12 protein-coding genes and 1 tRNA gene are annotated in these 15,940 nt (G+C 62.0%); 5 read left to right on the top strand and 8 right to left on the bottom strand.

Annotation, left to right across the window (positions count from 1 at the left end):
• Nucleotides 1-4 precede the first annotated feature (4 nt).
• On the bottom strand, nucleotides 5-688 hold the full coding sequence (locus PQG80_RS19125) for a hypothetical protein (protein WP_271753050.1): 684 nt from the start codon (nucleotides 686-688) through the stop codon (nucleotides 5-7).
• A gap of 265 nt (nucleotides 689-953) precedes the next feature.
• Between PQG80_RS19125 and PQG80_RS19120 the strand changes: the two genes are divergently transcribed.
• The 4 genes from PQG80_RS19120 to PQG80_RS19105 all read left to right on the top strand — a co-directional run bounded on the left by PQG80_RS19120 (nucleotide 954) and on the right by PQG80_RS19105 (nucleotide 6,745).
• Entirely contained in the window at nucleotides 954-3,632 is a 2,679-nt protein-coding gene (locus tag PQG80_RS19120) for an NPCBM/NEW2 domain-containing protein (protein ID WP_271753049.1), read from the top strand.
• Between the two features lie 193 nt (nucleotides 3,633-3,825).
• Nucleotides 3,826-5,106 (top strand): ArsB/NhaD family transporter, encoded by a 1,281-nt coding sequence (locus PQG80_RS19115; RefSeq protein WP_271753048.1) that lies wholly within the window; start codon nucleotides 3,826-3,828, stop codon nucleotides 5,104-5,106.
• 19 nt (nucleotides 5,107-5,125) lie between these two features.
• Nucleotides 5,126-5,416: a hypothetical protein gene (locus PQG80_RS19110; protein ID WP_271753047.1), complete on the top strand. Its 291-nt coding sequence runs from the start codon at nucleotides 5,126-5,128 to the stop codon at nucleotides 5,414-5,416.
• A 48-nt stretch (nucleotides 5,417-5,464) separates the two neighbouring features.
• A complete protein-coding gene (locus tag PQG80_RS19105; protein WP_271753046.1) occupies nucleotides 5,465-6,745 on the top strand; it encodes an ArsB/NhaD family transporter in 1,281 nt (426 codons plus the stop codon).
• A 285-nt stretch (nucleotides 6,746-7,030) separates the two neighbouring features.
• On the opposite strand, the gene PQG80_RS19100 is transcribed toward PQG80_RS19105, so the two are convergent.
• The 3 genes from PQG80_RS19100 to PQG80_RS19090 form a co-directional block, all read right to left on the bottom strand.
• On the bottom strand, nucleotides 7,031-7,453 hold the full coding sequence (locus PQG80_RS19100) for a hypothetical protein (protein ID WP_271753045.1): 423 nt from the start codon (nucleotides 7,451-7,453) through the stop codon (nucleotides 7,031-7,033).
• Nucleotides 7,454-7,732: 279 nt separating this feature from the next.
• Nucleotides 7,733-8,542 carry a phosphotransferase family protein gene (locus tag PQG80_RS19095; protein WP_271753043.1) on the bottom strand — a complete coding sequence of 270 codons (810 nt, stop codon included), beginning with the start codon at nucleotides 8,540-8,542 and terminating at the stop codon, nucleotides 7,733-7,735.
• 109 nt (nucleotides 8,543-8,651) lie between these two features.
• Nucleotides 8,652-8,727: transfer RNA gene (locus PQG80_RS19090), tRNA-Arg, on the bottom strand.
• A 171-nt stretch (nucleotides 8,728-8,898) separates the two neighbouring features.
• Here PQG80_RS19090 and PQG80_RS19085 point away from each other — a divergent pair.
• The gene (locus PQG80_RS19085) at nucleotides 8,899-9,912 is read left to right on the top strand and encodes a LacI family DNA-binding transcriptional regulator (protein WP_271753041.1); all 1,014 of its coding nucleotides are present in this window, start codon (nucleotides 8,899-8,901) and stop codon (nucleotides 9,910-9,912) included.
• Nucleotides 9,913-10,401: 489 nt separating this feature from the next.
• Here the strand turns inward: PQG80_RS19085 and PQG80_RS19080 are convergent, their stop codons facing one another.
• From PQG80_RS19080 to PQG80_RS19065, 4 genes are all read right to left on the bottom strand, one after another.
• Entirely contained in the window at nucleotides 10,402-12,957 is a 2,556-nt protein-coding gene (locus PQG80_RS19080) for an FtsX-like permease family protein (RefSeq protein WP_271753039.1), read from the bottom strand.
• Nucleotides 12,954-13,643: an ABC transporter ATP-binding protein gene (locus PQG80_RS19075; RefSeq protein WP_271753037.1), complete on the bottom strand. Its 690-nt coding sequence runs from the start codon at nucleotides 13,641-13,643 to the stop codon at nucleotides 12,954-12,956. The genes PQG80_RS19080 and PQG80_RS19075 overlap by 4 nt, the downstream gene beginning before the upstream one ends.
• A gap of 122 nt (nucleotides 13,644-13,765) precedes the next feature.
• Nucleotides 13,766-15,100, bottom strand: coding sequence for a sensor histidine kinase (locus PQG80_RS19070; RefSeq protein WP_271753035.1), 1,335 nt, complete (start codon nucleotides 15,098-15,100; stop codon nucleotides 13,766-13,768).
• Nucleotides 15,088-15,777, bottom strand: a complete 690-nt coding sequence (locus tag PQG80_RS19065; protein ID WP_271753034.1) for a response regulator transcription factor — start codon at nucleotides 15,775-15,777, stop codon at nucleotides 15,088-15,090. The genes PQG80_RS19070 and PQG80_RS19065 overlap by 13 nt, the downstream gene beginning before the upstream one ends.
• Nucleotides 15,778-15,940 lie beyond the last annotated feature (163 nt).

Here is a 15,940-nt window from a genome sequence, read left to right as displayed (position 1 = left end):
TAACCTACTGGATATTGAAGCTGTCCAGGATCTTATCGAATTCCTTCAAGTCCGCTGCTGTGTGTCTCGTCTTGTCCACGAAAAACTCGATGGTGACGAAGTCTTCGCCGCTCTGGATAATGGCCAGCCGGCCGATCGAGTCGTTCGAAGCGGTGTCGTATAGCAGCGCATCGGCCCCGCCTATCCGAACGGCGCGCGCCTTGCCCAAGTCGAGATATTTGAACTGATCGTTCAGCGCCTGCTTGGCGTACGCGTCCAGATCGGTATTCACGGCGCTCACGAGCGAGAAGTCGACCCCCATATAGTAGTTGCTGTACAGTTTCCGTGTCTCTGTGAGGATGGAAGGGCGCCAGTTCCCGTTGATGACGACCTGGTACATATGCGGCGAGAATCGCTGGTGGAGGTGCAGGTACATCGGGCCGCCCATCTTGAGCGTATTGTTTTTCTTGTCATACTCGAAGGCGTCGTTCAGTCCGTAATAGGACAAGAGCGACTTGGCCGGTAGGTATAAGGTTCCCTCGTAGTTCAATGCCTTGACCGGCGCCGCCTCCTGACCGTTCAGCTCCACCTTGAGCGCGGGAAACAGATAGGCCTTGACCGCCTGATACTGCGAAGCGGCGAAGATGCCGGCCGCGTTGCCCAGCAAAAAGACGGCTCCGATGATCGGTACGATGATTTTTTTGTTCATGGGCTCGCTTCCTCTCGTGTGTAAAGTGTACAAGAAGTTCGCACATTTTTACCTGTTTTATACAATGACGAATCTAGCATAACGCATATAAGAAGGCGCGGATACGATCAGAATTCAAATAAATCACATCGATTCCCAAAAGAAACAGCCGCTCGGGCGAGCAATTCGAACATTGTGCAGTAAACAGCGCGGCCGCCCTTCCTGCATGATGGAGACGACGGCTCCCAGGAGCCGTACATACCGCGTGAAGGAGAGGAATTGAGAAATGAAGCTTCATCCTTCCACTAGAACCTCCACTAGAATCTCCACTGGAAAAGTATCCAAAAAAATGGCGCTCGGACTCGGCATGTCGCTGGTGCTGGCATGGACGGCGGTCCCGCTGTCGGCGGGCGCGGCGGGACCGGCTACGCTGTCGGTCGCCAGTTACGGCGCGAGCGGCTCGGACGCGCTCGACGACCGCGCGGGCATTCAGGCGGCGATCGACGCCGCCTCGGCGGGCGACACGGTACTCATCCCGAACGGAACGTATTATCTGGGCGGCACGGTGCGCGGCAAGTCGGGCGTGACGATCCGCGGGCAGTCCCAGAGCGGCACGGTCGTCAAGTACGTGGACAGCGCGGATACGTACATGTTCTACCTGTACAACGTGACGGGCGCATCCGTCAAAAATATGACGCTCGACGGCAATAGCAGCACGGTCGTGATGTCGGCGGCCGTGTCCGAGGGCGGCAGCGGCAACGAGCTGAGCGGTCTCGCGGTCAAGGACTTCGCGGCGACCGACGGCTTCGGGCCGCATGCCCTCTACGCGGTCGGCTCGACCAAGGTCCGCATCGCGGACAACAAGATCTCCAATATCGGCGTCGGCTCCATCTGGGGCGCCGGCGTGCGCGCGGGCTGGGGTTCGTCCGGCGCCCTCATCGAGCGCAACGTCATCTCCAATACCGGCCGCGGCGGCATCTTCGTCAACGACGACAGCCCGGGGGCCGTCGTCCGCGGCAACAAGATCTCGGGATCGGGGCTCAAGGAGCATGGGCTGTCCATCGAGCTGCATACGGGCGTGGACAATTCCATCATCGAAGACAACCAGGTGGACTTCTGGATCAGCGCCGTCCGATCCAAGACGATCGCCGTCCGGCGCAACGTCGTGCACCCGACCGACGGCCGCGTCGGCTCCATCGGTCTGGAGATCATGGCCGACAATGCCGTGACGACGGACAATGTGGTCGACGGCGGCCAGCAGGTCGGCATCCAGCAATCGCCGGGCACCGGGCATCAGCTGTGGGGCTATAATGTCGTCAAAAACATGGTCATGTGGGGCATGCAGCTGCAGGGGGCGGGATCGGAGACCGAGCAGTTCCAATATTTTTACCGCAACAGCTTCATCGACACGCAGCTTGGCAATCCGAAGGCCGCCTACCCAGGCTACGAGGGCAACGGGGTGCGGATCCACGGCAACGCGCAGAATCTGACGTTCGACAGCAACCTGATCGCGAACAACGGCCGCAAGGGGATCGAGATCACGGACGCGCCGGGCGTCGACCGGCTGAGCTTTACGAAGAACGTCATCTATGGCAACAAAGACGTCGCGATCGATCCGTACCCGGCGGCGGCCCAGCATCTGGAGTGGGCGAATAACGTCGTGTACGGCAACAAGAGCAACGCGCAGCCGTCCTCGCGCGGCTTCGCGAACGCCAAGCCGACCGCCGACTTCGACAGCCCGCTGCTGGTGCGCGTGGGAGAGCCCGCGACCTTCGTCAGCAAGTCCAAGGACAACGGCGCCATCGCAACTTATTTGTGGGACTTCGGCACGGGGCTGCCGAGCGCTTCGTCCCGTCCGACCTTCGTCTACGATCAGCCCGGCGCGTACCGGGTGACGCTCGTCGTCTGGGACAATGAGGGACGCGCCGACCTGAAGGAGCGCATCATCCTGGTTCGGCCTGGCGCTCCCGATACCAAGAAGCCGAACGCGCCCGCGAACCTGGCAGTCTCGGCCAAGACCGACGAGGCCGTCAGCCTGACCTGGAGCCCGGCCTCGGACAACGTCGGCGTCGTCGCCTATGACGTCTACCGCGACGGCACGCTGGCCGGCTCGACTGCGCCCGGCGAGACCGCCTTCACCGTGACGGGACTTGCGCCGGCCACGGCCTACAGCTTCACGCTCCGCGCGCGCGACGCCGCGGGCAACGTCTCCGACGCCAGCGCGCCGCTCGCCGTAACGACGGAGCTGCCGGACGCCGAAGCGCCGACGGCGCCGGCGGGTCTCGCCGTGACCGCGGTCACCGGCACGAGCGCGAGCCTCTCCTGGACCGCGTCGACCGATAACAAGGCGGTCGTCGGCTATGAGATCTACCGCGGCAGCGCGCTGGTCGGCACGACGAGCGCCGCAGCGACCTCTTACACCGCGGAAGGTCTGCTTCCCGGCACTTCGCAGTCGTTTACCGTGAAGGCGAAGGACGCGGCCGGCAACCGTTCGGCTGCCAGCGATCCCGCCGTCGCGACGCTCACGCCGCCTGCGTCCGCCACCGTGTATCTGAGCGACTACGCTTGGGATTCGGGCACGGCGGGCTGGGGCAACGTCCAGCGCGACAAGTCGTCCGACGGCAAGCCGATCACGCTGAACGACGTCGTCTATGCGAAGGGGCTCGGCACGCACGCCGCGTCTACGATCGTCTACACGGTCGGCGGCGCCTACGCCCGGTTCCAATCCGCGGTCGGCGTCGACGACGAGACCTACGGCAACGGCGAAGTGAGCTTCGAGGTGTGGCTGGACGGGGTCAAGGCGTTCGACAGCGGCGTCATGACCGCGACCTCCGACACGCAGCTCATCGACCTCGACATCAGCGGCGCCAGCGAGCTGAAGCTCGTCGTAACGAACGGCATCGCCGGCGGCGATTGGGATCATGCCGACTGGGGAGACGCGCGGATCGTTTATCCGGAGGCCTAGAGACGGCAATCGAGTTTACAATCGCTGGGCCGTGGTTTAAAATAGGCAGTAACCGCATATCGGATTCATCGGAGGAGCCTGCCATCTGGGGGGCTTCTCTTTGCTTTTTTCGGCCTCTCCATATGGAGTGTCAGGCATACGCCGGACGGTTGCGGACATTCTATTTCCATGAATTGCATGAGGGAGGGGTCATATGGAGCAGCAAGCGCTTTGGGCGATCGGCATCTTTCTAGTCATCTACGCCATTATTATCTCGGAGAAGATCCATCGGACGATCGTGGCCATGATCGGGGGATTGATCATGGTCGTCCTCGGCATAGTCAATCAGGAGACGGCGATCCATCATATCGACTTCAACACGCTGGGGTTGTTGATCGGCATGATGATCATCGTGAGCACGACGGCCGAGACGGGGGTATTCAAGTATATCGCGGTTCTGGCGGCGAAAAAGGCGAAGGGGGAGCCCGTTCGCATCCTGGTCCTGCTGTCGCTCATTACCGCGGTCGGATCCGCGTTCCTTGACAACGTGACGACGGTGCTGCTCATGGTTCCCGTGACCTTCAGCATCACGCGGCAGCTGCGCGTCAATCCGGTGCCCTTCCTGGTAACGCAGATCATCGCTTCGAACGTCGGGGGGACGGCGACCTTGATCGGCGATCCGCCCAATATTATGATCGGCAGCGCCGTCAAGGAACTGACGTTCATGGCTTTCATCAACAATCTGGCGCCGGTCGCCGTCGTCGTGATGGCCGCCTACGTGCCGCTTTTTATCTGGCTGTTCCGTAAAAAGATTCAAACGACGGACGAGTTGAAGCGCGGCGTCATGGAGATGAACGAGAAGAATCTCATCTCCGATCCGAAGCTGCTTCGCAAGTGCCTGACCGTGCTGGGGTTGACGTTGGTCGGCTTTTTCACCCATCAGCTGTTCCATCTCGAATCCGCTTCGGTTGCCCTGGCCGGCGCATTCGTCCTGCTGCTGCTCACAGGCGAGCATCGGATGGAGCAGGCGTTCGCCAAGGTGGAGTGGATGACCATCTTCTTCTTCGTCGGCCTGTTCGTGCTCGTGTCCGGTCTCATCGAGACGGGCGTTATCGCCGAGCTCGCGAAGAAGGCGATCGATCTGACGGGAGGAGACCTGGTCGCGACCTCGCTGCTGATCCTGTGGCTCAGCGCGATCGCTTCCGCATTCCTCGACAATATCCCGTTCGTCGCCACCATGATCCCGATGATCCAGGAGATGGGCAGCATGGGCGTCGACAACCTCGAGCCGCTCTGGTGGAGCCTGGCGCTGGGCGCCTGCCTCGGCGGCAACGGTTCGCTCATCGGCGCGAGCGCGAACCTGATCGTCGCGGGCATGGCGGGCAAAGAAGGATATCCGATCCGATTCGTCCAATTCCTTAAGATCGGCTTCCCGCTTATGCTGCTGTCGATCGTCTTATCGAGCGTATATATCTACCTACGCTATTTAATCTAGAATCAAGGGGGCAAACGCCATGTTGAATTATGGCTACGACGAAGCGGCGCTGCGCATCAGTGAATCTGCGAACGAGAATGACGTGGAGTTCCGCATCGTGCTCGCTGCGGACGATCCCTCGATAATAGCGGGCTTGAAGCGGGTGCGGCAGGAGTTCGACGAGAACCGCGTTTACACGGACGTGCTGTTCTACCACTATCCCGACCATGAGTACAAGATTATCGTCCGCAAGGATTATTACGTGGACTTTGTGCTCGAGCTCATGAAGCAGCGTTTACTGCAGAGCGTAGAATGGACGGCCGACCGTTAATGCCTGCGACGGAGGCGCAAGACTGATACGGTGAAAAGGAGATTCTGAATGGAACAGCAAGCGATTTGGGCAATCGGCATTTTCCTGGTTATCTACGCCCTTATTATCTCGGAGAAGATTCATCGGACGATCATCGCCATGATCGGCGGACTGCTGATGGTCGTCCTCGGCATCGTGGATCAGGAGACGGCGATCCATCATATCGACTTCAACACGCTGGGGCTGTTGATCGGCATGATGATCATCGTGAGTACGACCGCCGAGACGGGCATGTTCAAATATATCGCCGTTCTGGCGGCCAAAAAAGCGAAGGGAGAGCCTATCCGCATTCTGATTCTGCTGTCGCTCATCACGGCGGCATGCTCCGCTTTTCTCGATAACGTCACGACGGTGCTGCTCATCGTTCCCGTGACCTTCAGCATCACGCGGCAGCTCCGCGTCGATCCGGTGCCGTTCTTGTTGACGCAGATTATCGCTTCCAATGTCGGAGGGACGGCGACCTTGATCGGCGACCCTCCTAATATCATGATCGGCAGCGCGGTCCCGGAGCTTACGTTCATGGCATTTATCGCCAATCTGGCCCCGGTCGCCATTCTGGTCATGGTCGTTTACGTTCCGTTCTTCATCTGGATGTTCCGCAAAAAAATCCAAACGACCGAAGAGCTGAAACAAGGCGTCATGGCGATGAGCGAAAAAGAGCTTATCTCCGATCCAAAGCTGCTGCGTAAATGCCTCATCATTTTGGGGCTGACGCTGCTGGGCTTTTTCACCCATCAAATGCTCCATCTCGAATCTGCGACGGTTGCCCTGGCCGGCGCCTTCCTCCTGCTGCTGCTCACCGGTGAGCATAAGCTGGAGCAGGCGCTCACCAAGGTCGAATGGATGACCATTTTCTTCTTCGTCGGCCTGTTCGTGCTTGTATCGGGGCTCGTCGAGACCGGCGTCATCGCCCAGCTGGCGAAGCGGGCAATCGACCTCACGGGCGGCGACCCGATCGCGACTTCGATGCTCATTCTATGGCTGAGCGCCATTGCGTCCGCCTTTATCGACAACATCCCGTTCGTCGCCACCATGATCCCGATGATCCAGGAGATGGGGAGCATGGGCGTGAGCGATCTCGAGCCGCTCTGGTGGAGCCTGGCGCTGGGCGCGTGCCTCGGCGGCAACGGCACGCTCATCGGCGCGAGCGCCAATCTGATCGTCGCCGGCATGGCCGGCAAAGAAGGACATCCGATCCGGTTCGTCCAGTACCTCAAGGTCGGCTTCCCGCTGATGCTGCTATCCGTGGTCATATCGAGCGTGTATGTGTATCTCCGGTATCTGATCTAAGCGAGGAGGAGTCGCTTGACGCATGGGGGACAACATCTGTCACCGCTGGCAGTTACGCTGATTATCGAGGTAACGCCTCCTCTAACACTTAACACCGCTGGCAATTACGCTGATTATCGAGGTAACTCTCCCTCTAAACCTACCACCGCCGGCAATTAAGCTGTTTATCGAGGTAACTCCCCGTGTATCTCCTACCATCGGTCGGAAGTTACGCTGTCTTTCGAGGTAACTTCATCTCCAACTCCTACCCCGCTGCCAGTGTTCCTTCCGGATGTGCGCGTCGGGTCAGGATATCTTCTGCATTTTAAACGTAAACTTCCACGTCGCGGTCTCGCCGGAGTAACGGCCTCTGTTTTCCGTGACGGTGACGCTCAGCGCTTTGTTCGTCGTCTTCGTAATCGACGAGGCCTTGACGGACGCGGTCGCCGTATCCTCCTCCGGAATCTTGTCTTGCTCCTGCGCATAGGCTTCCAGCTTGATCGCCGCGGAAGGCTTGAGCGTCAGCGTCACGGAAGACCCATCCGAGACCGCCTTGCCATTGACCGAAGCCTCCGTATACCACTCGTTCCCTACGTGATTGTTTTCCACCAGTTCCACGCTCACGACCGTGACCTTGATCTTGACGGACTTCTCCGCGGCGTACATCGGCTGCGCGAGCATGACGAGCATGAGCGCCATGGCCAGGATAACCTTGAGAAACTTGGTCATAGAGAGTGCTTCCCTCCATAGGTTCGAATGAATTAAATTGTCATCTGGATCTCAGGGCTCGAAGTAGTCCGCGGACAAGGAGGTATACGGTAAAAGCAACAAGGCCAAGCGCGATATCTCCGGTCCAGCCAAGGTGGTACACTATGAACGTAGTGTCATGGTAGGCAAAATCGCCGGAATCGCCGCCATTGGACAGATGCGAGGCAGCGGCTAGCAGCAGGTGAACGAGCGCAGGAAATGCAATCGCGATTCCCGTACCTAAGAGCCATTCGCGCGCGGTCAATCTATTTCCTCCATTTCGGCAGACTGTCGTATAAAAGCCGCCAGCGCTTCCTTTTCCGCCGATGGGATCCAATCGCACAGCCGGGCAGCAGCGACTGGGGGCATCCACTGTCGGATACTGTCGCGCGTCGTTCCGGTCTGCTGAGTATATGCGCTTAGGTAGCCTTCGAGCAGCTCGGCGCGCATGCCGCCTAGCCATACCGCCACCTCGCTCGGCGCCTCGTCCGGGACGCTGCCGTATTGCAGCAGCAGCGCGGTGCGAGCGACATCGCCCGCCGGATGGCCGCGCATTCCCGTCATCCAGTCGATGATCCATTCCTTATCGCCTATCATGATGTTGTCCGGGTGATAGTCTCCATGACAGAGGCGGTCGCCGTCAGGGAGTCGCTGCAGATTGAACGCCAAGCGTTTCTTTTCCAGATCGGTCAAAAGGGGCGCCCGCGCGATCCGTTCCAAGAGGCTGCTTTTCTGGCTGGGCAAGTCCGGCACCGTTATCCGGTGGAACCGAGCTTGAAGCTGCGCCATTCGTTCGGCCTCCCGCGCCGCATTGCTTTTCCGAAGCGCCAGCGAGGCGAGCATCGTGACGCCGTGGATCCTTTCGAACACAATGCCCTCGCGGTCGGCGTACCGGATGCGCTCCAAGGGTTCAGGCGCGTGAATGCCGGATTCGCAAGCGGCCCGGCCGATCCTATACTCTGCCTCGACCTGATCCTCGGGCATGCCCGGAAGATAAAGCTTCAGCACGCGCAGATCGCCGTATTCATAGATCTCGGCCGTTCTCCCGGCGCCGAGTCGCTCACCGTACATGAAGAGTCTCCTTAATCAGCATATATTTGGATAATATTTTCAAAACAGGCTGTCGTCAAGAATAAAAAAAGAACCGCACGCGCGTGCGGTTCTTGGTCATGTATCCAAATGGCGGCCCCGAGATGACTCGAACATCCGACACCACGTTTAGGAAACGTGTGCTCTATCCACTGAGCTACGGGGCCACAGCAAAACTCATTATAACACAATCCCGCTGGAGAGCCAAAACGAAATTCTACCTCGCAGCGCCCGCGATCGAACGGTATTCGGATTGCCAAAACGCCCGCTTCGCGATATGGTAGGGACAAACAAAACGCCCGGCGCGGAATGCGGGGCAAGGCGGGCGGGATTCCACCATGACAGCTACAATACGCGATATCGCAAAGGCGGCCGGCGTGTCGGTCGCGACCGTGTCCAAGGTGCTCAACGACTATACGACGGTGAGCCGGGCTACGCGGGAGAAGGTGCTCGCGCTCGTGGCCGAAATGCAGTTCCGTCCCAACGAGGCGGCCCGCTCGCTCGTCGGCCGGCGATCGATGACGATCGGCATCCTGCTGACGACGGGGCTTTCCAACCCTTTTTTCGTGCATCTGCTCGGCGGCATCGACGAGGCGCTCAAGGAGCGGGGATACGACCTGATCTACCTGGCGCAGCTGTCCGCTCACCCCGAATACAACTTCGTGCAGCACTGCCGCAGCCGCAACGTCGAGGGCGTGCTCGCCTTCGGCTTCCAACTGGGCGAACTGGATGCGGACAAGCTGGTGGCATCGGGCATCCCGACGCTGTTCATCGACCTGAACCTGACGGGGGAAAGGGCGGGCTACGTCTCCTCCGACAATAAGGAGGCGGTGCAGGGCGCGGTACGTTACCTGCACGAGCTCGGGCATCGCCGGATCGCGTACGTCGCAGGCTTGCCCGGCTCGTACGTCGGCGAGCGGCGGCTCGCGGGCTACCGCGAGGGGATGGCCGCCGCAGGCCTGATCCCGCGGCCGGACGACATCGTGGTCGGCGACTTCACGCAGGAGACGGGCTATCGCGCGATGCGGCAGCTGCTGGCGCTGGCCGAGCGGCCGACCGCCGTCGTATGCGGCTCCGACAAGGCGGCGATCGGCGCGCTGCAGGCGGCCCGCGAGGCTGGCGTCGCGGTGCCGGACGAGCTGTCCGTCGTCGGCTTCGACGACATCGATGAAGCGCGGGTCGTGCATCCGCCGCTCACGACGGTGCGGCAGGACATGCCCGCGCTCGGCCGCCTCGCGGTCGAGCTGCTCGACCGGCTGATCGCCGAGCCGGGCAGTCCGGCGCCGTCGGTCATCGTGCCGACGACGCTGGTCGTGCGCGGGACGACGGGGGCGGCGCCGATGGGCGGCTAGCGCGGGCGTAAGTGGCTGCTAGCGGTTGCGTACCTCCGCGCCCCTGAGCATAAATATATAGCTGTTCAGATGCAGCTATTCGCCGCACCGGTCGCCCACAGATTTCGATAAGTGCTAAAATGCATTTATTCTCCGCACGGGCGGCTCAGAGGTTGCGATAAGTGCTAAAATGCAGTTATTCTTGCTGAATAGCCCAGAATTGCGAGCCAACGGCAAAATTAACTGCATTTAAACCGTTATTTCTCCACCATTACGAGGTATTAGACGGATTAACTGCATTTTAGCAGTTATTTGGACGTGCTCCCGATCATCGGGCAAATTCAGATTGCGAACAAGCGCGATCACCAGCAACCACGAGGTATCTCCGACCGCGACTGACTAGGAATCGTCGCCTCACGAGCAACCTCCGCCTCCCGCCGGACCAGCCCTGCCGCGCGAACAAGCCCCCGACCCGCGAATACGCTCGCGACCGGGGGCTTTCTTATACGCCTATGCCTCTTCCCGCAGCTCCTCCACGACGCTCGCCTTGGCGATCTTGCGGAGCGGGCCCTGCACGGACAGCAGTCCCACGCCGAGCGCGAATACGCAGGAGATGACGGCGCCGGCAATCGGGAACGAAAACGGGATGCCTTCTACGTTGTTCAGCTGGCGGTACAGCAGGAAGCTAATGCCGATGCCGAGCAGAAGACCCCAGAAGGCGCCGATGACGCCGAACCAGACGCCCTCGAGCGTCGCCATGCGCCGCAGCTGGCTCATCGTCATGCCGACCGCCTGCAGCACGCCGAACTCGCGGCGGCGCAGCATCAGGTTCGTTTGCACCGTGTTAATGATGTTCAGACTGCCGATCAGGGCGATGACGCCTAGGAAGCCGTAGATGAAGATTTTCATCTGCAGATTGAACTGCCGCTGCTCCCGCTGCTCCTCGACGAAGTCGATGAGCCGGATGGACGGGTCCTGGGCCGCCATCGCCTGCAGCGCCTGCCTGACCGGAGCGGCGTCGGCGCCGTCGGCCAGCGCGATATCGAGTCCCCGCAGGGCCGTACCGTACGACGCCTCGTCGAATGGTATACCCTTCAGCAGGGCTGCGTATGTCTGCTTCGTCCCGATCACGTAGAGCTCGCTGTCGAGCAGGGTCGGCGTGAACGGGGCCTGGCTCAGGATGCCGCCGACGCGGGCCTCGCGCATTACGGGCTTCTCCTGCGTGCCGAAGTTCAGGGCGATCGTATCTCCGACCTTGAGTTCGGACAGATTCATATTGATCTTTTTCTTTTCCGAGAAGACGATCGGCTTGACCTTCTGAACGATGAGCACGGCGCCCGTCTCGGAGAGCTTGGCCGGGTCCGCCGTGCCCGCGACGAGATACGGCTGCGCCTGCTTCAAGCGCTCCTCGTCGTACAGCGTCGTATAGGCGGGCACGATCCCGATCTCTTGTCCGCCGAGCGTCGACTTGAGAAAGAAGTCTTCGCCCATTTTCTCCAGAAATTCGCGACTCAGCTTGGCCGTCGGCAAGTAGATGCTTGCCTCCGGCAGGTTATAGCGGCCGTATATGTGCTCGACACCGGGGATCGCCGCGATATCGGCGACCGTCGCCGCGTCGAACAGGTCCTGCACCGGGCCGTCGCGCTGTCCTTGCTCCGCCTGCGTGAACGAGGACAGCATCTGAAAGGCGACCTGATCGTCGCGGGAGTCGTCGACGGCTACCTTGAACGCTTCCTGCGCGAAGTAGTGGAAGACGATGAACAAAGTGATGCTGACCACGATGGAGAACGCCGTGATTCGGAACTTAGAACGGTTGCGCCTGATATTCTTCGACGCCATATTGCCCTCGATGCCGAGTAGGCGGAGCAAGGAGGGGAGCCGGACGCGCTTGTAAGTCTCGCGCACGATGCTGCCCGTACCCCGGACGGCGTCGACAGGCGCCACGCGGCTCGCCTTGCGGGCGGGCAGCCATGCGGCGAGCATCACCGCCAGCAGGCCGACGACCGCGCTGCCGGCGATGATCCAGACATGCAGCGTCAGCTTGAAGCCATCGAAGGTCAGGATATTGAAGCCTGCCGCGGACATCGCTTCGAGCACGAGCCACAGGCCGCCGCAGCCGACGATCAGCCCGGCCGGGACGCCGTACAGCGCCAGCAGGCCCGCCTCGCGGAACACGATGCCCCGCAGCTGGCCGGGGGTAGCGCCGATCGTGCGGAGCAGCCCGAAGTGCCGCATGCGCTCGAGCACGGCGATGTTGAAGGCATTGTAGATGACCGCGATGGTCGACAGGACGACGAGACCGATGAGCACGCCGAAGATGACGATCAGCGTCTTGTTCAAGCTCTTGTCCGCGGTCTCCCCCTTCAGGGCGAGCAGCTGCGTGTTGGTGTCGAACGATTCGGGACTAAGCTGCTCGAACTCCGGCAGGTGAGCGCTGATATCTACGCCCTTCTTGAAAGTGGCCGCGGCAGACAGACGCGTGTCCGGCACGGTCGCGAGCGCGGCCTCGTCATCCAACCAGGTATAGGCGCTGCCCATGCCGTAGGTCATGTTGTTCCGCTGGTTGTTGAGGATGCCGACGATGCTGTACGTCTGCTTCGTGCCGTCGGGCCTGGCGAGCTCGGCCTTGCCGCCGATCGTCGGCGTGCCGGGGAGCTGAGCCAGCGCCCACTCCTCGATGACGGCTTCGCCATCCGCCGCGGGCAGACGGCCCTTCAGCAGATGGACCGGCGCCAGCTCCAAGCCTGCGGTCGTCGCTTGGGCGAGCTCGAGCGAATATCCCTTCGCCAGCGGCGTGGCTTCGCCCTTGCGGATCGCGCCGGCCTTCTCGATGAGCGCATGATGCTGCAACGTCTGCAACAGCTCGGGTGTGGCCACGGTGTAACGGATCTCGTAGGCCCCGTTGTTGTAGATCGTCTGATCGACCATATTGTCCTTCATGCTCTGCCCCATCGTACCGAGCGCGCTGATGAGCGCGACGGAGAGCAGGATGCCGACCACCGTGAGGACCGTGCGTCTTTTTTGCTGCTTCAGATACTTGCCCGCGAGCGCGCCGTACCCGTTCATTGGACCACGCCCCCGCGGCTGTCGCCGACGAGACGTCCGTCCTGCATGCGCAGCACGCGATCGGCCTCGGCCGCGATGTTCATATCGTGCGAGATGATGACGACGGTCTGGTGGAATTGGCGCACGGCCAGCTTCAGCAGCTCCAGCACCTCGCGCCCGTTGGCGCTGTCGAGGTTGCCGGTCGGCTCGTCGGCGAGCACGATGGCGGGACGGTAGGCGAGCGCCCGGCCGATCGCGACGCGCTGCTGCTGGCCGCCCGACAGCTCGGAGGGCAGGTGCTTGCGCCGGTCTCCCAGGCCGAGCGTATCGATCAGCTCGCGGACGTAGGCCTTGTCCGGCTGGCGGTGGTCGAGCAGGAGCGGGAGCATGATGTTCTCCTCGACGTTCAGGACGGGGATCAGATTGTACGATTGGAAAATGAAGCCGATCTTGCGCCGGCGAAACACCGCGCGCTGCGACTCCTTCAGGGCATAGAGATCTTCGCCGTCGATGCGGACGCTGCCGCCGGTCGGCCGGTCGAGACCCCCCAGCAGGTGGAGCAGGGTGCTCTTGCCGGAGCCGCTGGCGCCGACGATGGCGACGAACTCGCCTTGCGGTATGGAAAACGAGACGTTGCGCAGCGCTTCGACGAGCGTGCTGTCTTTGCCGTAGGACTTACTTAAGCCGGCAGCTTCAATGACGTTCATGGGGCGATACATCCTTTCCTCGCGATGGCGGTATTCCTATTCACGAGGTTCAGTATAAAGGGGCAATCTTACAGGCAAGGGGGCGCCCGCTTACAGATCTGTAAGGAAGCCGCGTAAGGAAGCTAAGATCCGGGCAGCTGAGCGAGGGGCAGCGTCAGCGTGAAGACCGTGCCGCCCGCGACGCCCTTGCCGGCCGACAGCATCCCGCCGTGCCGCTCCGCGATCGTCTTGGCGAGCGGGAGACCGAGGCCGACGCCGCTGCCGGCCCCTTGCCCCGACGCGGAGCGGTAGAACTTCTTGAAGATATGCGGCTCGTCGCGCGCGTCGATCCCGGGGCCCTGATCGGCGACTTGCAGCCGGACGAAGACGGGCGTCGTCTCCCACGAGACCGTGACGATGCCCGCAGGGGGGCTGTGCTCGACCGCGTTCTTGACGAGATTGGCGAGCGCCTCCGCCAGCCATCTTGGGTCGTGAGGCGCGCTTACCGGCTCCGGTGGACCTGCCAGGCGTATCTGCACCCGGCGCTCCTCGGACAGACGCTCGATCGCATGCGCTGCAGCCCGCACGGTCTCGGCGATCGGCGCGCGCTCGAGCTGCATCGGCAGGCTGCCGGACTCGAGCCTGGCAAGCTTGAGCAGCGTCTGGATGAGCCACTCCATGCGCTCGAGCTCACGCGCGCACGTCCGCAGGAATTCCTCCTGCTCCGCCGGTCCGACCTGACCGCCCTGGAGCAGCTCGACATATACGGTGAGCGAGGCCAGCGGCGTCTTGAGCTGGTGGGAGATATCCGCGACCGTATCGCGGAGGAAGGCCTTGTCCCGGTTCAACTGCGCGATCGTCTCCTGGAGCCGCAGCGACAGCTCCTGCACTTGGTGCGCCAGCAATCCGAGCTCGCCTTCGGCATAGATGCGGAACTTCATCGGCCGGTTCTCCTTGACGGCCGCCTCCAGGGAGCTGGCCAGGCTGCGGACCTCGCTCAGCTGGCGCCGCGATTCGCGCAGCAGGGCGAGCAGCAGCGCGGCGAGCAGCCCAAAGACGCCGGCCGCGAGCAGCGGCCACTCGCGCGAGCGCCGGCGGTCGGCGAGCGGGATCAGCGCGGCGCCGAGCTCGTCGTCGATGCCGTAGCGGGCTGCGAGCTCGCGTCCGAGCTGGACCTCCGCGGGGGTCGCCTTCCCGGAGCCGAGCTGCCGCGCCCACGCCTCGGCGAGCGCCGGATCGCGCGCCGCCAGCGCGCCCAGCGACGCGGTCTCGCGGGCGATCCATTCCCGGCGCAGCCGGTCCGTGCTGTAGGCTGAATAGGCCCACACGAGCACGGCGGCGGCCCCGAACGCCACGAGGAAGATGACGGCCAGCCGCCGGACGCCCGCGCTCCGCCACATCCGCCGCCAGCCGATCCTGTCGCGGCGGCCAGTCCGGCCCGTCTCCGGCCTGCCGCGTCCCTCCGTCATCCGTTCCATCTGTACCCCGCGCCCCGCACGGTCACAATTTTTTGCGGCTGCTGCGGGTCGTCCTCGATCTTTTCCCGGAGCCTGCGGACGTTGACCGCGACCGTATTGTCGTCGATGAAGTCCCCGCCCTGCTGCCACAGGTGCTGCAGGATCTGCTCCTTGGACAAGACGGCCCGCGGATGGGCCATCAGCAGCGACAGCAGCCTGAACTCCGTCATGCTGAGCGCCACCTCGCTGCCGTCCTTGAGCACGCGCATGCCGGCGGCGTACAGCTTGAGGTTGCCGGAGGCAACCGCCGATTCGTCCGCATCCGGGACCGGCCCGCGCCGTCTCAACACCGCATGGATGCGGGACAGGAACTCCCGCAGCCGGAACGGCTTCGTGATGTAGTCGTCCCCGCCGAGGTCGAGACCTCGCACGACGTCGAGCTCCGTGTCGCTCGCGGTCAGGAAGACGATCGGCGTCGCGTTACGCGCGGCCCGCAGCTCCGCGCAGAAGTCGAAGCCGCTCCCGTCGGGGAGCTGGACGTCCAGCACGATCAGATCGAAGGCCTGTCCGGCGGCCGCTGAGCGGGCTTCCGCCAGATTATATGCGCCGGTCACGCCGAAGCCCTCCTGGCGCAGCGTGAATTCAATGCCGCGGTGCAGGGAGGCGTCGTCTTCGACCAGCAGAAGGTGTCGGATCACGAACGCCGCTCCTCTCTCTGCGATAGGCCAAATATATAGTGAATATGCCCTATGCAAATGTCAGAATATGATGGAAATTAACCGAATTTGGTCGACATTTTTCAACATTAATCGAAAACTTCTTCCTATATAATAGGAATACTCATTCGCACCGCCGCAGTGC

It is taken from the genome of Cohnella rhizoplanae, from assembly GCF_948329515.1.
GTDB lineage: Bacteria > Bacillota > Bacilli > Paenibacillales > Paenibacillaceae > Cohnella > Cohnella rhizoplanae.
This window is presented reverse-complemented; position numbering and strand designations above follow the sequence as displayed.